General features: G+C 62.6%; 15 protein-coding genes. 9 read left to right on the forward strand and 6 right to left on the reverse strand.

The window, feature by feature from the left end; translation table 11 throughout:
- Positions 1 to 17: 17 nt before the first annotated feature.
- Positions 18 to 1,088: an AI-2E family transporter gene (locus C7453_RS14890; RefSeq protein WP_114728384.1), complete on the reverse strand. Its 1,071-nt coding sequence runs from the start codon at positions 1,086 to 1,088 to the stop codon at positions 18 to 20.
- A gap of 220 nt (positions 1,089 to 1,308) precedes the next feature.
- Here C7453_RS14890 and C7453_RS14895 point away from each other — a divergent pair, with 220 nt between their 5' ends.
- Both C7453_RS14895 and metC read left to right on the forward strand, forming a co-directional pair.
- The gene (locus tag C7453_RS14895; protein WP_114728386.1) at positions 1,309 to 2,181 is read left to right on the forward strand and encodes a sulfurtransferase; all 873 of its coding nucleotides are present in this window, start codon (positions 1,309 to 1,311) and stop codon (positions 2,179 to 2,181) included.
- A 47-nt stretch (positions 2,182 to 2,228) separates the two neighbouring features.
- Positions 2,229 to 3,419 carry a cystathionine beta-lyase gene (gene metC / locus C7453_RS14900; protein ID WP_245949070.1) on the forward strand — a complete coding sequence of 397 codons (1,191 nt, stop codon included), beginning with the start codon at positions 2,229 to 2,231 and terminating at the stop codon, positions 3,417 to 3,419.
- Between the two features lie 15 nt (positions 3,420 to 3,434).
- Here the strand turns inward: metC and C7453_RS14905 are convergent, their stop codons facing one another.
- The 3 genes from C7453_RS14905 to C7453_RS14915 form a co-directional block, all read right to left on the reverse strand.
- Positions 3,435 to 6,269 carry a TonB-dependent receptor gene (locus C7453_RS14905; protein ID WP_211311079.1) on the reverse strand — a complete coding sequence of 945 codons (2,835 nt, stop codon included), beginning with the start codon at positions 6,267 to 6,269 and terminating at the stop codon, positions 3,435 to 3,437.
- Positions 6,270 to 6,545: 276 nt separating this feature from the next.
- On the reverse strand, positions 6,546 to 7,388 hold the full coding sequence (locus C7453_RS14910; RefSeq protein WP_114728390.1) for a FecR family protein: 843 nt from the start codon (positions 7,386 to 7,388) through the stop codon (positions 6,546 to 6,548).
- Entirely contained in the window at positions 7,385 to 7,864 is a 480-nt protein-coding gene (locus tag C7453_RS14915; protein WP_170143240.1) for an RNA polymerase sigma factor, read from the reverse strand. The genes C7453_RS14910 and C7453_RS14915 overlap by 4 nt, the downstream gene beginning before the upstream one ends.
- A 273-nt stretch (positions 7,865 to 8,137) precedes the next feature.
- Here C7453_RS14915 and surE point away from each other — a divergent pair, with 273 nt between their 5' ends.
- From surE to C7453_RS14935, 4 genes are all read left to right on the forward strand, one after another.
- Positions 8,138 to 8,917, forward strand: a complete 780-nt coding sequence (gene surE, locus C7453_RS14920) for a 5'/3'-nucleotidase SurE (protein ID WP_114728449.1) — start codon at positions 8,138 to 8,140, stop codon at positions 8,915 to 8,917.
- 216 nt (positions 8,918 to 9,133) lie between these two features.
- Positions 9,134 to 9,469 (forward strand): PadR family transcriptional regulator, encoded by a 336-nt coding sequence (locus tag C7453_RS14925; RefSeq protein ID WP_114728394.1) that lies wholly within the window; start codon positions 9,134 to 9,136, stop codon positions 9,467 to 9,469.
- Positions 9,466 to 10,050: a DUF1700 domain-containing protein gene (locus C7453_RS14930; RefSeq protein ID WP_114728396.1), complete on the forward strand. Its 585-nt coding sequence runs from the start codon at positions 9,466 to 9,468 to the stop codon at positions 10,048 to 10,050. The genes C7453_RS14925 and C7453_RS14930 overlap by 4 nt, the downstream gene beginning before the upstream one ends.
- Positions 10,051 to 10,092: 42 nt before the next feature.
- On the forward strand, positions 10,093 to 10,881 hold the full coding sequence (locus tag C7453_RS14935; RefSeq protein WP_114728398.1) for a GIN domain-containing protein: 789 nt from the start codon (positions 10,093 to 10,095) through the stop codon (positions 10,879 to 10,881).
- A gap of 60 nt (positions 10,882 to 10,941) precedes the next feature.
- On the opposite strand, the gene C7453_RS14940 is transcribed toward C7453_RS14935, so the two are convergent.
- A complete protein-coding gene (locus C7453_RS14940; RefSeq protein WP_245949066.1) occupies positions 10,942 to 12,198 on the reverse strand; it encodes an outer membrane beta-barrel protein in 1,257 nt (418 codons plus the stop codon).
- Between the two features lie 199 nt (positions 12,199 to 12,397).
- Complete coding sequence (locus C7453_RS14945; protein WP_114728400.1) at positions 12,398 to 13,666, reverse strand: cation:proton antiporter; 1,269 nt, start codon at positions 13,664 to 13,666, stop codon at positions 12,398 to 12,400.
- 143 nt (positions 13,667 to 13,809) lie between these two features.
- On the opposite strand from C7453_RS14945, the gene C7453_RS14950 reads away from it, so the two are divergent.
- The 3 genes from C7453_RS14950 to sthA all read left to right on the forward strand — a co-directional run bounded on the left by C7453_RS14950 (position 13,810) and on the right by sthA (position 18,250).
- Positions 13,810 to 14,655 carry an aldo/keto reductase gene (locus C7453_RS14950; protein ID WP_114728402.1) on the forward strand — a complete coding sequence of 282 codons (846 nt, stop codon included), beginning with the start codon at positions 13,810 to 13,812 and terminating at the stop codon, positions 14,653 to 14,655.
- Between the two features lie 208 nt (positions 14,656 to 14,863).
- Positions 14,864 to 16,321, forward strand: coding sequence for an alpha/beta hydrolase family protein (locus C7453_RS14955; protein WP_211311080.1), 1,458 nt, complete (start codon positions 14,864 to 14,866; stop codon positions 16,319 to 16,321).
- Positions 16,322 to 16,750: 429 nt separating this feature from the next.
- On the forward strand, positions 16,751 to 18,250 hold the full coding sequence (gene sthA / locus C7453_RS14960) for a Si-specific NAD(P)(+) transhydrogenase (protein WP_114728406.1): 1,500 nt from the start codon (positions 16,751 to 16,753) through the stop codon (positions 18,248 to 18,250).
- The last annotated feature ends 76 nt before the right edge of the window (positions 18,251 to 18,326 follow it).

Below are 18,326 nucleotides of genomic sequence, written 5' to 3' on the forward strand. Positions count from 1 at the left end.
GGAGGGGTGCGTGATGCTCATGGTTCGATGAAGGTCTCCTCTATCCGGGCGGCTTCTCTCGGCCGACCCGGTACGTTGGCAGCGAATTCGGCCGTCAGCGTGTAGCCGACGCCCAGTAGCACCGGCCCCAGGAAGATCCCCAGCGCGCCAAAGGTCCAGACTCCGCCCAGCACGCCCAGGACCGTCAGCAGGTAGGGCAGTTGCGCGCCGCGCGAGATGAACATCGGCCGGATGATATGATCCGCCCCGGAAATGATGATGGTGCCGAACGCCACCAGGCAGATCCCGCGCCAGAGATGATGCGTCAGCATCAGGACCAGCGCCCCCGGAATCCAGATCAGCGGCGCGCCGACCGGCAGGACCGCGACGCCGGCGGTGATCATGCCGAACAGGACCGGTTGCGGCAGGCCGGTCATGGCGAAGCCAAGGCCCGTCAGCACGCCCTGGATGATTGCGGTGCCCAGGATACCATAGACCGTCCCGCGGATGGTCCGGCCGATGATGCCGATGATGCGGTCGGCATAGGCGCCGGCGATGCGCCGGATGACGGCGGTGAATGTCGCCCCCAGCGCGTCGCCGCCCAGCCAGAAGAAGAAGGCGATGAACAGTGCCATGCCCAGATGGACCAGGCCGCTGGCCACCAGCATCAGGCCGCTGAGCATGGATTGCGCGATATTGCCGGCATAAGGCAGCAGCATATGTTCGGCATGACCCAGATCGGTCGCCCACTGGGTCCATTTGTTTGTCAGGTCGGGGCCGATCAGGGGAATGCGCGACAGCCACGCAGGCGGGGGCAGGTGGACGGAGGTCAGCCCGGCGGTCAGGCGTTCGAACGTGCCAGGAAGGTCGGCGATGCTGGAACTGACCACGATCACCAACGGCACGGCGACGATCAGCGTGGTCAGCGCCGTCATGATGACGGCGCCGACCGCCGGCCCGGTGTTCCGGCGGATGCGCACGTAGATCGGCCATGTCGCGAAGGTCAGGATCGCCGCCCACAGCAGCGCCGACATGAAGGGATAGAGGATGGCGCCGCACCCGAAGGCCACCCCGCCCAGCAACAATCCCATCATGATGCGCTCGGTCATTCATTCCCGCCATGGTTTGCGACGCCGGAGCGCATTCGGCCCCGTTCGATGATGTGGCACCGCACCGGGATGGTAAAGGGCATGCGCCGCATAGCGGGCCGCCGAGACACCGACGGTTGATCGGGACCGAGCCACTCAGCTAAGGACGATCCGTGCTGCGGCTGCCCTGTCGCTCCGTCTGGGCCCCGGACAGCATGGAACCGTGATGGGGCCCTTATCGATGCATGCGTCCATTCATCCCCTGATCTCGCCCGCGCGGCTGCGGGATATCCTCTCTGCGCCGGACCTCGTCCTGCTCGATGCCACGATGCCGCTGCCGGGTGAGACGTTCGATCCGGCACAGCGTTTCGTCGAAGCCCGCCTGCCGGGAGCCCGCCGCTTCGATATCGAGCAGTTTTCCGACCCGGGCTCCCCTCTGCCGCACATGATCCCGACCCAGGCGCGCTTTGCGACGCTGGCGGGGGAACTGGGCGTGTCGGACGCCGCTCATGTGGTCTTCTACGATCAGGGCAACGCGGCATCGGCGGCCCGGGGATGGTGGCTGGCCCGCCTGTTCGGGCTGGAGCGCGTGCAGGTGCTGGATGGCGGCCTGCCGGCCTGGCAACGTGCCGGTGGCCCGGTGGATGAAGGCGCGCCACAGGCGGTGCAAGCTGTCGCCTTTCGTCCGACGCCACGTTTCAGGCTGGTCGCAGGGTTGGGTGACATGCGCGACCATGTGCGGCATGGAGACCGGCTGATTCTCGATGCCCGCGCCCACGGGCGCTTTGCGGGCGAAGTGGTGGAGCCCCGGCCTGGTGTCGTGTCGGGCCATATGCCGGGCGCGCGCAACCTGCCGTTCGGAATGCTTCTGGACGATCATCGCGCCTTCCTGCCGCCCGAAGCCCTGCGGGCTCGTTTTGCCGAAGCCGGGGTGACCGAGGATCGACGGGTCATCACCAGTTGCGGTTCCGGCGTGACGGCGGCGGTGCTGTCGCTGGGGCTCGCGATCTGCGGTCGTACGGGCGATGCGCTCTATGACGGCTCATGGGCCGAATGGGGCTCGACACCTGGCGCACCGGTGGAAACCGGGCCGGGACGGAGTGCCGTTTCGTGACCGACCGCGACGCCCTGCACCAGGCCGTTTCGCGCGGGTGGCGCGAAATGGGCACACTGCTGGTTCATTTGGCCCGCGACCTGCCGCCCGATGCCCGCGGCACTTTGGTCAACCAGCCGCCCACCCGCGGCTCGACGGTGCTGTTCCCGACGGTGGCGGACATGAACCGCAATGGCACCCGGCGCTATGATCACGAGCTGATCTATGGCGCCATGGGTACGCCGATCCAGCATGAACTCGAAGCCGCGATCGCGGCGATCGAGGGCGCGCGCCATACCCAGATCGTATCGTCCGGCCTGGCCGCCTGCACCACGCCGCTGCTGGCGTTCCTGGGCAGGGACGGTCATTGCCTGATTCCGGACTCGGTTTATGGCCCCACAAGGCGTTTCGCCAATACGGTGCTGCGCCGCTTCGGGGTGGAAACCACCTATTATCCGCCCCTGACCGATGCCGAGGGGCTGCGGGCGATGATGCGGCCCAATACCCAGGTGGTGGTAGCCGAGAGTCCGGGCAGTCATACGTTCGAGGTTCAGGATATCCGCATGATCGCCGATGTCGCGCATGAGCATGGCGCGCGGCTGATGCTGGACAACACCTGGGGTGTCGGGATCTTCCGCCCGTTCGATCATGGGGTCGATATCGCGGTGCAGGCGCTGACCAAATATCCGGCCGGCCATTCGGACAGCATCATCGGCGCGGTTTCGGTGGCGGACGAGCAGGACTGGCATGTGTTGCGTGACACCTGCATCCAGCTTGGGCAGGTGGCTGGCCCTGACGATTGCTGGCTGACCCTGCGCGGCCTGCGCACCATGGGCGCCCGGCTGGAACGCCAGTCTCGTAGCGCCATAGACGTGGCGCTGTGGCTGGCCGACCGGCCGGAAGTCGCGCGTGTGCTGCATCCGGCCCTGCCATCCTGCCCGGGGCATGAGATCTGGCAACGCGATTTCAGCGGCGCTTCGGCCCTGTTCGGCGTGGTGTTCCGGCCGGACTACAGCCAGGAGGCGATGGTTGCCATGATCGACTCCCTGACCCTGTTCGGAATCGGGGCTTCGTGGGGCGGCTATGAAAGCCTGGTTCTGCCCACGACCGGTGGCGTGGTGCGTACCTGCACGCCGGATGCGCCGGATGCGCCGGATTGTGGCCCGGCGTTCCGCCTGCATATCGGGTTGGAAAACCCCGAAGACCTGATCGCCGACCTGTCAGCAGGTCTCGATGTGCTGACAGGTGCGGCATCGTAAGGCTACGGAAATCGGTCAGAAGTCCGCCGTGACACCGAAGGTGAAGTTGCGCCCGTTGGTCGTGTATGCCTCGGTTCTATTGGCCGTCAGATCGGCAAACTGTTCGATCGGCTGATTGGTGATGTTGATGGCGGAGATGACGGCCCGGACATGGGGAGTGACGTTGTAATGGGCTTGGGCGTCGACATTATTGGTGGCCCGGATGCCGTCACCCACATTGCCGTTGCTGCCGGTACTGGTCAGGTAACGGCTTCTGTAAGCCGTCGAGATACGGGCACCCCATTTGTCGGTATCGTAATACAGTGTGGCATTTGCAGCCCATTTCGACAGGTTCAGTAGCGGGATCCGATGATTGACACCATTGATGATCGCTACCTGATGACCGTCGAACCACGTCCCGTTCATATTGATACCGAAATGCCTGAGAAATCCGGGCAGGAAGTCGAAATCATGCTGAAAGGCGATTTCGACTCCCTTAATATCGGCACCTGGGCCGTTCACGGGCTTTGATACGTCGAAAATCGTATTGGCATCCTCTCCCTGCACCAGGAGCGACATGGGCAGGCCGGTCTGGCTGTATGGGATCTGCACGTTCTGGGTGGTCGTGAAGCTCTGCATATCCTTGTAGAAAAAGCTGAAGGAGGCGAAACCCTTGTTCTGCATGTAATATTCGAATCCGCCTTCGACCGATGTCGCCTTGTAAGGCTTGAGATACGGATTGCCGAAGGTAACGGTGCCTCCATTCGGACGGGTCGTCAGCGTGCCGGCGGCGGCCAGGTCGGCAAGAGCAGGGCGGTTGACGTTCTGGTTCACGCTGGCGCGGAACAGCAGGGAACGGGTCACGCTCAACGCCATGTTGGCGGCAGGCAGGACGCTGTGCCGGCTCACGGTTGCCACGATGGGCGTCAACTGGCTGACACCATTGGTCGTCGTCACGACATGACCGGTGGAAATCAGGTCCGTGTTGTAATAGCGAACTCCGGCATTGGCCCGCAGGCGCATGCCGAACACCTCCGTGTCGAGGTCGTACTGGGCATAGGTTGCCCATGTCTTTTCCTCGACCTGATAATCGGTTCCGGCCATCAGATACTTGGCGTTAAGGTTTCTCGGATCGCCGATATAGTCGAATACGCCGTTGACCTTGCCAACGATATAATCGATCTGGCTACTACGCCGTATCGTTTCCTTCAGATTGTCGGGAATGATCGTGTCGGTTGGAATATTGTGGAAGACCTTGTTGTTATACTGATAGCCGCCATTCGTGAAGTCCTTGTATTCGCCTCCCACTTCAAAGCTCGAATGCTGGTCGAGCTTGTATATACCATTCAGCTTGCCGTTGGCGTAGCGACTCGTAATAGAGTTTTCCTGAGTATCAAGGCGCTGGAGCTGCCAGGCATCGGGATTTTTCAGATCAAAACCGTAGATATTGTATGGTTCGACGGACAGATTGTTGAATCCGAAGGCGTGATTCTTGGCCTCCATGAACACCTTGTCGAAGACAGGCTGGCGGAAATCGGATTCCTCATAACCGCCTAGTGCCGTGAATTTCAGATGGTTGGTCGCCTGCCAACTGAAATTTCCCACCGCTTGATAGAAATCGGTATGGTTGTCGATGATGTGGTGTTCGCTGCGCTGGTCGACACCGGTGTAGTTCGCGGCTTCCAGCGTGTTGCCGACGATCGTGGCTGACTGAATCACCTGCGTTCCACCGATCGGCGTACCGGTCAGGGCGTTGCTCCCTGCTGCGGCAATCGCATAATCGTCCCGGTGGTCACTCAGACGGCCGTAAAGAAGGTCGATATCGGCCTTGAAGCGGTCATGGTGATATTGCAGGGCCGCTGTCGCCCCCAATCGCTTGCGGTCGGTCCACCAGGTTGAGGGTGACTCGGCCTGCGGCGCGTAAATCGTGCCGCCCTCCAGCAAGGCGGCGGTTTCGGGGGAAATATCGGGCCCGATATTGCCGGGCTTGTACTGGACCTTGTTCCATCCCCAGTTACGATATCCATACTCGTTGCTGTGAATTTCGGAATAGGCGATGGACGCCAGCGCACCGAAATCGCCCCAGCGGTCGGATGCCATGGCCACCACACGTGGCGTGACACCGCTGGTATTCGTATTGTTCTGTCCTTGCGCTGAAACGACGAATTTCGAGCCGGGATAATCGAACGGCTTGGCGGTATAGAGCTGCACGGTGCCTGCAATGCCGCCTTCATCCTGATCCGCCGCATAGGATTTCTGGACGGATACGCGATTGAAGAGTTCTGACGCGAACAGGCTGAAATCGAACGCGCGCGTGCGACTGACACCGCCGCGATTATCCATGCCGGACGCCGTATTGCTCAGAACTTCCATGCCGTTCAACTGCGTGCGGGTAAAATCCGGCCCAAGGCCCCGCAGCGTGATCTGTCGCCCTTCGCCGCTGTCACGGTTGATGGTGATGCCGGGAATGCGCTGCAAGGACTCCGCGAGGTTCAGGTCGGGAAACGAGGCGATATCCTGCGCCAGGATATCGTCCTCCATTCCAACCGCGTTGCGCTTGTAGTCCTGGGCCGCACGCAGGCTCGCCCGGTAACCCGAGACCACGATGTTTTCACCCGCGTTGGCTGTGATGCCGTTCGGGCGATCCAGCGCCGCATGACGATCCGTATCGCGCGCGGGCAACACATCTGGTCCAGTACGCAGGGCCACGATCCCTCCATTGATACTGGGGGTCAGTTGCGTGCCGCCAAGCATTAGCATCAATGCCTCGCGCGCCCGGTAGGTTCCAGTCACGCCGTTCGTGTGACGCCCCGCGACGGAGTCGGGCGACACGATGACCTGAATGCCGGTCATCCGGGAAAACTGGGACAAGGCCGTCCGCAGATCTCCCGGCGGGATGGAAAAGACCTGTTGACGGTCAGGCAGTCCACCCTGTTCCGCCAGGGCCGGTGTCCGAACCGTAACCGTGGCAAGTGCCGTCGCAAAGCTGAAGACGGCCAATCGAACTTTATTGCAACGCATGATCTGTCTCCGCAGGCCATCCATGCGGCCCTCGGAACGGAAGACGGTATGCGCCTCCCAAACCGGACACAGGAAATTGCGAAGCTTTTTATTGTGTTATGTTTCTTTTTTATGACTCGACCGACGTCACTCGTGCCGCGGGACCAATTGCAGGCTGCGATCGTTTTCTACGACTGAAAATCGATAGACGTCGCCAATGGCCCGGAGCAGATGCACCGGATCGTCGAGCTTGAAACGGCCAGAGAGCGGCGTTGTCGCTAATGTGCCCGCTGGAGGCAAGATGACGGGACCTTTGCTGCGGTTGAGCATCTCCACCAGGTCGCCCAGACACATCCCCTGGGTATCCAGCCACCCCTCTCGCCGGTCCGCTTCCGCAGGGTCGAAGCGGTCAGGCGTTCCAACCGCGCCATCGTGGTAAAACGCGCGATAGCCTGCCTTGACCACGACACCTTCGGATGTCGGAGAGAGCGCATGCGCGAAGCGAACCGCGCCCCGATAGACATCCAGTTCGACATGATGATGCATCATGTTGATATCAAAGGCCGTGCCCAGCACCCGCGCCGACACGTCCCCGACCTGCACCTCGAAAGGACGGTTCGGATCATGAACGATGTCGAAAAAGACTTCGCCTTTCGTCAGGGCAACGTTGCGGCGGGAGCGCCCGAGGCGAACATCAATGCTGGAATCACCATTCAGGTGGAGTGCGGAACCGTCGGCCAGAACGATATCGCGCTGCTGACCCCGTTCCGTCTGATAATGCACCTTGCCTGGGACGGTCAGGAGCGTGGACAGACCTACGCCACAGACCACCATCGCTAATCCAGCGGCCCCGAGCCGGCGCCTGCGCTGCTGGCGCATGGCGCGGATCTGCCCGTCGGACAGGCGCCCCATCTGGGCGACACGTGCCAAGGCTTCATGCAATGCAGGATCGTCCGGCAGATCCGACCGCTTTCCGGATGTCGGGCTCATCCCGCATTCCCCGTATCGAAACCCTTTCGGTGCAGCGCGTCCCGCAGGGTGGCGATGGCCCGTGTGACATGTTTTTCCACACAGGCCCGGCTCAGGCCCATCTGTTCGGCGATCTCCTGCGTGCTATGTCCGTCCAGTTTCTGGCGGATGAAGATTTCCCGGCGCAGAGAGGACATGTCGCACATGGCGGCGACCATGCTGTCCACGCGCTGCTTGTGCGTCATGATTTCATCCGCGCGTGGCTGCGGGCAGGCGACGTCCTCAGGCAGAATCTCGACAACCGGATCGCCCTGCCGGCGGCGTCGGTAATCATGGATCAGGTTACGAGCGACTTCGAAGCAGAATGCCTTCACGTCCGATACGCTGCGCGTGCGCCGATAGACATGAAGGCGCAGGTAGGTTTCCTGCACCAGGTCTTCGCTGTCCGCCGGATCGCGTAACCGTCCCTCGACGAAACGCCGAAGGGATCGACGCAAATCGTCTCCGTCGGCAATCGATGGGCCGTTCAGCGCGATTGGTGGTGTCTTGCTCACATTCCGAATGATAGGGAAGGCTGACTGCGAGCGCGATATCCATCATGAAAACTTCATGAGTTCCTGCCGGGCCTTCCCGCTGCCCTTACGGCCATGCGCTTGAAAGGCGGCAGACATTATGGGTCATTCGGGACATAGTGTCAGGCGCAGCCCTGAACAGGGCAACCCGGCCCTTCGCCTCGATGGCGAGCGATGGCAGCCGATGGGAATGATGACATGATGGATGGCGATTTTATCGCGCGGCGAATTCTTCTGACCAATGACGACGGTATCGATGCACCGGGACTTGGCGCATTGATCGACATTGCCACGACACTGGCTCCTGAAGTCTGGGTCGTGGCGCCCGAAAGGGACCAGAGCGGCACCTCGCACGCGCTCAGTCTGCATGACCCGCTGCGGGTCAGCCAGCGGGGCGAGCGGCGCTATGGCGTCACGGGTACGCCGGGCGACTGCGTGGTGATGGGCGTGAGGCATCTGATGGCCGAGCAGCCGCCGGACCTGATCCTGTCCGGCGTGAATCGCGGCGCCAACCTGGGGATGGAAACGGTGTTTTCGGGAACGGTGGGCGCCGCGATGACCGGGTTGCTGCTGGGCATTCCCTCGATCGCGCTGAGCCAGCTTTTCACCCGCGATCAGCCGGTGCGGTGGGCGACGGCGCGAGCCGTGGCGCCTTCCGTCATTCGCGAGATGGTGCGGCTCGACTGGGCGCGCGATGCCTGCCTGAACATAAACTTCCCGGATCGTTCGCCCGAACAGGTGGATGGGCTGGTGCTGACCAGCCAAGGGACGGGCCTGCTCGGTGGTGCCTCGATCACGGCGCGCACCGATCCGCGTAACGGTGCTTATCACTGGCTGAGCCTGACCCGGTCTTCCACCACTGATGACGAAGGGACCGAGACCGCAGCCGTTCTGTCCGGAAAGGTGTCGGTCACGCCGCTGCGCTACGAACGCACCGATCAGGGCGTGCTGGAACGGATGCGCGCGGCACAGGTGTGATCTTAAACGTATACGCTGTATATATTATTTAAAATCAATATATTAAACTATTTTTCTTAAGTTTTAATGTAACAAACTCAGCCGTCCTGTCCGGCTTTTTTTGTGTCCAAATTCTGCGATCATCAGAGAAAACTATTGCATGGAACCGGCCAATGATGGCTACCTTGCATAGACAGGTTCCGTGCGGTGCGGAGCCCTTTCAAGGATCGAGGCGTCGTGGACAGCAATCTCGTCCAGTTCAAGAAGGGGGTGTTGGAACTCTGTGTTCTCGCACTCCTCGCGCGGTCGGACTCATACGGCTACGACATCGCCAGCCGTCTGTCCGCCGCTATCGATATGGGTGAGGGAACGATCTACCCCCTGATGCGCCGGATGCAGAAGGACGGGCTGGTTTCCACTTACCTGGTCGAATCCTCATCCGGCCCCCCGCGAAAATATTATCGCCTGACCGAAGGCGGCCGAAAAAACCTCAATGCCCAGAAGGCGGCCTGGACCGATTTTACGCGCGCCGTCGCCGCCATTCTGGAACTGGATCTGGAGAAGACATCATGAATGAGCGGGATTCGTTTCTCCGGAGGCTGAGGAGCGGCCTGTGGGGGCTGCCGCGATCGGCCATCGACGACATCATTGCCGACTACGAAGGGCATTTCGATGCCGGGCGCGCGGCCGGTCGCAGCGATGCCGATGTCGCGGCCTCGCTAGGCGACCCGGCACGTCTGGCGAGGGAACTGCGCGCCGAAGCCGGCCTGCGCCGGTGGGAGGACGAGCGTAGCCTGGCTGCCGCACTGGGCGTGATCGTGGGGATTATCGGGTTGGCGGCGCTGGACCTGTTCGTCGTGCTGCCGGTGCTGGTCAGCGTGGTGAGCACGCTGTTCGCCTTCCTGCTGGTCGGGCTCGTCACCGCGCTGGGCGGGGGGCTGATGCTGCCTTTTGCGTTCATCACCAATCTGCCCGGCTTCACCGGCGACCGGTTGCAGGCCGGGCTTCTGAGCCTGGGCGTCATGAGCGGCGGGGCCGCGCTGACGGCCCTCTGCATCCTGTTCACCATCGGATTGGTCAACCTGCTGGTCCGCTACGGGCGGGCCCATTACCGGCTGATCGCAAGGGGCAGCAATGCGCCGCTGCGCGACTGACAGAACATGTCCAACTGCGCCGATAAGCGCGAGGAGAGAGCCATGATTCGTGGACTTATACTGGTGGCGGTCGGCGGCGCGTTTCTGTCGATGACCTGCTTCGCCGTGGCGGCCGTGCGCGGCCCCCTATCCTGGAATGTCTCGGGTTGGGACCTGCTGGATGACGATGACGGCGGCCCGACGGCGGCGCCGACGGTCTCGCACAAGCTGGACTGGAAGGGCGGCGAAGCGCTGACGTTCGAACTTCCGGCCAGCATCGTCTATACGCAGGGACCGACGGCCGGCATTACAGTGACTGGAGCCAGCGCTCTCGTGGACCGGGTGAAGCTGGATGGCGATGTGCTCTCCCTCGACTATGCCGGGCACCATCGCTGGCACGACCATCATCTCCGGATCGTGGTGACTGCCCCGGCCCTGAAGACGGTAACCCTGCGCTCCGCCGGCGTGCTGACGCTGAACGATGTGGCGGTGGATCGCCTGTCCCTGACGGTCGAGGGTGCGGGCAGCCTGACGGGGCATGGCAAGGCGGACATGGTGGTGTTGAAGGTCGCGGGGGCGGCGCAGGCCAATCTGTCGGACATGGTCGTGCGGGACGCGGATGTCGCGATCTCGGGTGCCGGGCATGTCAGCATCGGGCCCAGCGGGCACGCTTCCGTCCGTCTCAGTGGCGTGGGCGCGGTGAACCTGACCCGCAAGCCGGCGTCCCTGACCAAGGAGGTCAACGGAATCGGCTCCATCACGGTCGATGACGGTAACCATGACGACCACGACAAAGACAACGACGATGACGCGCCGAAGGTGAAGGAAGGCGCGGGAGACGTGCAGCTCTGAGAAGGCGGGGGATGCCAGGAGAGGAGGGTGGTTGTCCTCCTCTCCACCATGCCGAGCGCGTCAGAAGCCGAGCACGGCATCCCCGCCGAACGTGAATCGGCCGGCATTCCGCAGGTCGTTGAACGGGGTTGTATTGCTGAGCGAGCGATCGAAACGGATCTCCGGCCGGATTTCGAACAGGCTGACACCATGGCCAAGCAAAGGATGCCAGGTCAGGCCCAGCGTCAGCGCGCCGTAAGTCGTCGGCGGGGCGGATTGCGTATCGGCGGGCCGGCCGAGCGTCGCGCGCATATAGGCGTTGTTGTCCAGGAAGCTGGTCACGATCAGCCCTGTATTGTCGCGATAGATCTCGCCCCGATAATTGAATGTCAGCGACGGTGTGACCGTATAACTCAGGAAGCTGACGAAACTGTAGGTATCGGCCCGGATGCCCTCATCATGCATCGCGTTGAATTCGCCGGTTACCGACAGGCGGTTATTGATTTTATAGGTGATGTCGAGGTCGTTCCAGAACCGCTGCGCGCTGTTGGCCCGGTTTCCCAACGCACGCACGGCGTTTTCCGGCCCTACGCGGCCCAGATAGGTAAAGGACAGGCGTCCGTCCGCGAAACCGTTGCCCGAAAGCCCGAAATAACCTGCGGCGGCATCGTTGTCGTCGCCGCGTCCGAACGAGACCTGGTTGCCGGTATCGACCCCGAACAGCACGTCGAACCGCTCGGTGGCATGCCATTGGAACATCGCCCCGGCATGTTCGAATGGCGTTGAATACTGGGTGGTGTAGGCCAGCGTGTAGAAGGGGCGGGTAGCCGGGTCCAGCGTTTCTATCCCCATCGGCGAGGGCAGGATGCCGGCCTGCATGTCCAGTCCATGGCGCGTGAGCCAGGGCAGGTGCACGTCGAGATGGGCTTCGGCGGGGATGAACTGGTAACGCCCGTTCATCATCCGGTCCGTGATGCCGGCGATCTCGTAATAGCGGGCATCGGCGCCGTACAGGGCCTTGATATTGAATCCAATTTGATAGGTGGAGGCGCTATGGTCCACCGCCCGTGCCACGGTCAGGGTGACCTGGTCGAGTTGCGCCTGATTGGCATGGTCGCCGATGAATGCGCCGAAATTATTGCCGTTTGCCGGTCGGGCAGGGTTGGCGCTGATACCACCCTCGATCTGGCCATGTAGCGTGACATCATGCCACCAGTCCTGGACCGTGTCGGCGCGGGCACCGGCCACGCCGCCGGCGAGGACGGCGCCCGAGACAGCCAGTACCAGCCGCAGTGCGCCCCCTGACTGGCGGAAGATGCTCTGCATGGCCCTCGTCATGATCCCGTTCTCCGATGCGCAGGCATACACACCCGCCGGATATGGCATGCGGCCCGGCGGGGCATCCTGTTCGTTTCGGAATAAAAATATACTCTTTTAACAACAGGATAGCGTTCTGTTGCTGGCTGTAGCCTGTCCGGCCTGCAGCGGACAACCCGCGCGACGCGCGCGCCTGGGCCGTGCCGACGGAATATTCGGCTCAGGCCGCGTCGGTGCCGGCCGGAACCGGGCGATACAGCCGCCCGACCAGGCGTTCCATCGTCAGCCCCTGCACGAGAATGGTAAACACCACGATACCGTAACAGACAGGAAGCAGCGTGTCGCGCAACGCACCGGACGGCAGCCCGAGTGCCAGCGAGACCGAAATCCCGCCCCGCAGGCCGCCCCATGTCAGAACGGCGAGGGCCCGCCAGCGGTCGCGGTTGCGCAGATAGACCGGCAACGTCGCGCACAGCACGCTCAGTCCGCGCGCCGCGATCGACAGCGGTATGACAGCCAGGGTCGCGAGCAACGCCGAAAGGCGCGGCGTGATCTCCAGGATCTCGAAACCGATCAGCAGAAAGAGCATGGCGTTCAGCACTTCGTCGACCATCGACCAGAATGCCAGGAGTTCGGTGCGCGCGTGGTCCTGTATCGCGGCATGGCCATGGCGTGTGCCCAGGCTCATGCCGGCCACGACCACGGCGATCGGTCCGGACATATGAAGGGCGTTGGCCAGCGCGAACGTGCCGGAGGCCAGGGCGAGCGTGGCCAGCAGGGCGATATGTGCATCATCCACGCCCCGGACGAGACGTAGTGCGATCCAGCCCGTCAGTGCGCCGAGCAGACCGCCGCCAACGGCCTGAAGCAGGAAATCGGTCGCGATATCGGCCGTGGAGACCGACGCGACCTCGCCGGTGGCCAGCCCGATCGTGACACCGAAAATCACGACCCCGACGCCGTCGTTGAACAGGCTTTCTCCCGCGAAGATGGCCTGCAACGGGGCCGGCAGCCCCAGCCGCCGCAGCATACCGACCACCGATACCGGGTCGGTCGGCGCCAGGATCGCCCCCAGCACCACGCACCACACGAACGGCACCGGTGCCCCGACCAGCGGAAAGACGCACCATGCGGACACGGCCAGCAATCCGACCGCGAATATCGTGCCCAGCACCGCCAGCGCGGTGACGGAGATGATGCGCGAGAGCATGTGGTGCAGATCGACCTGCATCGCACCCGCGAACAGCAGCAGCGACAGCGCGCCGTCCAGCAGGGTCCGGGGCAGGTCGATCGCCCCCAGCAGCGCACGGGGGACCAGATGCAGGTCGAGGGACGGAAACAACGCTTCCAGGGCCATGATCGCCAGCGATACGGCCAGCGAGATCGCCAGCACCCCGATCGTCATCGGCAGGCGCAGCGTCCGGTGGTTGACAATGCTGAACAGGGTGGACAGCGTCGTGAGGATAGCGAAAAGACCGAGAGCGTTCATGACTCATGCCTTCAGGGTGAGCGTGTCTCTGTCAAGGCACCTGAAGTCCCGTTCAGGGGGAACGGCGCTTCGGCTTACCCGTTAGGACTGGAAGGCCCCTGTGGCGTCCGCCTTATGAACCGATCCGAGCAAGGAGTTTCTGAATGAGCAAGGTTGCTGTTCCCGAGCTGAAATTGAACGACGGCAGCACCATTCCCGCCATCGGCTTCGGGACCTACAAGCTGAATGGTTCGTCCGGCGTCGAGGGAATGGTCTCCGCCATTCGCAACGGGTACCGCCTGTTGGATTCCGCCTTCAATTACGAAAACGAAGGCGCGGTCGGCGCCGCGATCCGCAAGGCCGGCGTGCCGCGCCAGGACCTGATCGTTACTTCGAAACTGCCGGGCCGGCACCACCATTTCGACGAGGCTATCGCCACGGTCGAAGAATCGCTTTATCGCGCGCAGCTCGATTACTACGATCTCTATCTGATCCACTGGCCGAACCCCAGCAAGAACCTCTACTCCGAAGCCTGGAATGCGCTGGTCGAGGCACGCAGGCGCGGGCTAGTGCGTTCGATCGGCGTCTGCAATTTCCTGCCGGAGCACCTCAAGCGGATTATCGCGGATAGCGGCGTGATCCCGGTCGTCAACCAGGTCGAACTGCATCCCTATTTTCCGCAGCATGAACAACTGGCCTTCGACCGGTCGCTCGGCATCGTGACCGAGGCCTGGAGCCCGCTCGGCCGCGCCAACCACCTGATGAAGGACCCTGTTATCCAGAAGATCGCCGAGAGAGTTCAGCGGACGACTGCCCAGGTGATCCTGCGCTGGCATGTGCAGCTTGGCGCCGTATCGTTGCCCAAGGCTGCCAGCCCCGCCCGGCAGGTAGAAAATCTTTCGCTGTTCGATTTCGAACTGAGCGCCGACGACATGGCCGAAATCGCAACGCTGGCACGGCCCGATGGCCGGACCTTCGATCAGGACCCCGCCCGTTACGAAGAATTCTGAACTTCGCCAGGAAGACCCATCTTTTTCCAAAGAAAAAGAAGGAAAGAGACTTTTCTTCGTTGAGGGATTTCGTGGTTCGTGCGTGGTCCCTAAACGTTTTTCCGTTCAGGTCCGGACTTCCTTGCTTTTCTTCGCGAGCAAGGTTCAAAGGTGCCTCCTGACCGATATATTTCTTCGACACCGGATGAAAGCTGGGGAAAGCGCCGTGATGCGGGGAGCGAAGGTGCGGCTGCTTGCCGCAGTCCTGCTGTCCTTCATGCCCACCATGGCATGGGCTGCCGGGCCGGAACCGACCCTGTCGGGCGACTGGGCGGGCGTCTTGGCGCCGTTGCCCGGCCATAGCCTTCCGCTGGTTCTGCATGTTACCGGTTCGGCCGGGCAGTGGGCCGCTACCCTGGATAGTCCGAGCCAGGGCGCGCTGGGCCTGCATGCCCAGGCCGTCACGCAGCAGGGACGTGCGGTGACGATCCGCCTCGCGGTTCCGCAGGCGGCCTATGATGCGACCCTTTCACCGGATGGCCAGACCCTGCGCGGAACATGGTCTCAAGGGGCAGGCGCCTTGCCTCTGACGATGACGCGCGGCCGAACGCCCCCCGATCGCGCCGCCCTGCGTCCGCAAACGCCGCGCCCGCCTTTTCCTTATCGGAGCGAGGAAGTCGCTTACGATAATGATGCGGGCCACGCCCATCTGACTGGCACGTTGACCCTGCCAGCAGGGGCCGGCCCTTTTCCGGCAGTGCTGCTGATCACGGGGTCGGGCTTGCAGGACCGGGACGAGACAGTGTTCGACCATAAGCCGTTCCTGCTCTGGGCGGATGTGCTGACAAGGCGAGGCATTGCGGTGCTGCGCGTCGATGATCGGCAGATCGGGGGATCGACGGGTGAGGTGGCCAGGGCGACCACGGCGGATTTCGCGGGAGATGCCGCGGCAGGGTTTGCCTTCCTGCGTTCCCGCGCGGATATCGACCCGCACCGCGTCGGGTTGATGGGCCATAGTGAAGGCGCGAACATTGCCGCCATGCTGGCGGCCCACGACCCGGCAGTCGCTTTTATCGTCATGCTCGCGGGCTCCGGCGAGCCGGGGGAACAGCTTCTTCTCCAGCAGAAGCGTCGGCTTGAACTGGCAACAGGCGCGCCTGATGCGCGGGTGGACCGATTGGCGGCAACGATGGGGGCACTCTATGACGCGGTCAAAACCACACGGGACCAGACGGAGGCCGACGCTGCGTTACTGAAGGCATGGCAGACAGTCAGCACCGCGCATGGACACCCATCCGACACAGTGCCGCCCGAGATCAGGGTCGTTTCGTCACCATGGTTCCGCTGGTTTCTGGCCTACGATCCCCGGACCGACCTTGAAAAGGTGCGCTGTCCGGTACTGGCTTTGGGTGGATCGAAAGACATGCAGGTGGAAGCGAACACCAATCTGGTGGCCATCAAGGCTGCCCTGCGAAACGATCACGACGCGAAGGTGCTTGAACTGCCGGGGCTGAACCATCTGTTCCAGACAGCCCAGACGGGGCTACCGTCAGAATACGGCACGATCAGGGAGACCATTGCCCCGATCGCGTTGCGAACGGTGGAAGACTGGATCGTCGCGCACACTATAGTGCCGGCTACAGCGTCGGCAGGCGCAGGGCCCTCTGCGCCCATCCGAGCGCGGTGATGAGTTGGCGCTGCTGCACCTGCCCCACCCGTGGTGCGTGCGGAATGACGGACAGGCCCGCACGCGCCGCGAAGTAGCCCGAAACCCATACCGCGATGGATGTCGCGATAGGGGTCCAGCGGCGTCTGCGAGGCGTGCAGACGCACGACGAGACACAGGGTGCTTTCGAGCCTCTTCGCATGTCATGGCGGCGCGATAAAGCAACCGGACAGATATTCCGTCACCAATATCGGATGAGTTTCGTCATCTTGAAAACCGAGTGGAGCGGGACGAAACGACACGTCTATCATCTGGTAGACCGCGGCTTCCCTGCGGAGCGCAGTTGCAGGGTTACTTTGCAAATAGTTTCCGAGGCAACCCGGGGGGCGGTGGCGACGTCATGTTTCTGTCAGGTGCCCCATTTGCGGGTCTGCTTGGGGGCCGAGAATTATGAGCGATGTGTATGATTACGATCTGATCGTCATCGGCTCCGGCCCTTCGGGACGGCGGGCGGCCGTACAGGCGTCGAAATTCGGCCGATCGGTGCTGGTGATCGAACGACAGGCCCAGGTTGGCGGCGTGTCGGTTCATACCGGGACCATTCCTTCCAAGACATTGCGCGAGACGATCCTGAACCTGACCGGCTGGCGGGAACGCGAATTCTACGGCGTCAATTACCGCGTGAAGCAATGTATCGAGGCGCAGGATTTGAGCATGCGCCTGAGCAAGACCATTCAGGGCGAGGTGGAGGTGCTGGAGCATCAGTTCGCTCGCAACGACATTGCCGTGACCAAGGGGGCAGCGCGTTTTCTCGATCGCCATACGCTGGCGATCGCGGAAGGTGAGGGGGCCGAGCAACGGGTGCGCGGGCGCGCCATCGTCATTGCCGTGGGCTCCATACCGCACCGGCCGGCTTATGTGCCTTTCGACGATGCCCGGATCATCGACAGCGATGGCATGACGCGCCTGACCTGCCTGCCACGTTCGCTGACCGTAATCGGCGGGGGTGTGATCGGCATCGAATACGCGACGATCTTCAGCGCGCTGGGCGTGCGGGTGACGATCATCGATCAGCGCGAACATGTGCTGGAATTCATCGACCATGAAACGGTGGAAGAATTCGTGCATCAACTGCGTGATCGCGGCGTCAATTTCCGTCTGGGCAGCACGGTGGAATCGATTGTGGTCGAGGCGGACCAGCCTGTGGCCATCCTGGAGGGTGGCCGGCGCGTGCGCGCGGATCTGCTGCTTTATACGGGAGGCCGACAGGGCGCGACGGAGGCCCTGGATCTGGAGGCCGCCGGACTGAAAGCGGATTCGCGTGGGCGGTTGACGGTGGATCCGATCACGTTCCAGACCGAAATTCCGAATATCTACGCCGCTGGCGACGTCATCGGCTTTCCCGCACTGGCGTCTACCTCCATGGAACAGGGCCGTATCGCGGCCTGCCATGCCTGTGGCCAGCCCGTGCCCGCCGCGCCGAAATTCTTTCCCTATGGCATCTATGCAGTACCTGAAATCTCTACCGTCGGCCTGTCGGAAGAGGAGGTTCGGGCACGGAAAATCCCTTACGAAACCGGGATCGCTCGTTTCCGCGAGACCTCGCGCGGTGTGATCATGGGCAAGACGGAGGGGTTCCTGAAGCTCGTCGTCGGGCTGGAGGGGCACCGCCTTCTGGGCGTGCATATCGTGGGGGAAGGGGCGACCGAACTGATCCATATCGGTCAGGCGGTCCTGAATTTCGATGGCAGCGTCGAATATTTCATCGAAGCGACCTTCAACTATCCGACCTTTGCCGAGGCATACAAGATTGCGGCGTTGGATGTATGGAACCGGATTACGCCGCGTGATGCCGTGGAAGGCATCTTGCCGGCGATCTCTCCACCGGAATCGGCGCCACGACGCGCGACACGTCGACCAGGCAGTGGAAGCCCCAAAAAAACGCCCTGACAATGGGGGCTAAGGTGGTTGGCTTGATCGACACGCGCAGACGTGCCGTAACGGGGTCTCGACAGCGACACGGCCT

The sequence above is a fragment of the Gluconacetobacter liquefaciens genome (assembly GCF_003350405.1).
Lineage (GTDB): Bacteria > Pseudomonadota > Alphaproteobacteria > Acetobacterales > Acetobacteraceae > Gluconacetobacter > Gluconacetobacter liquefaciens.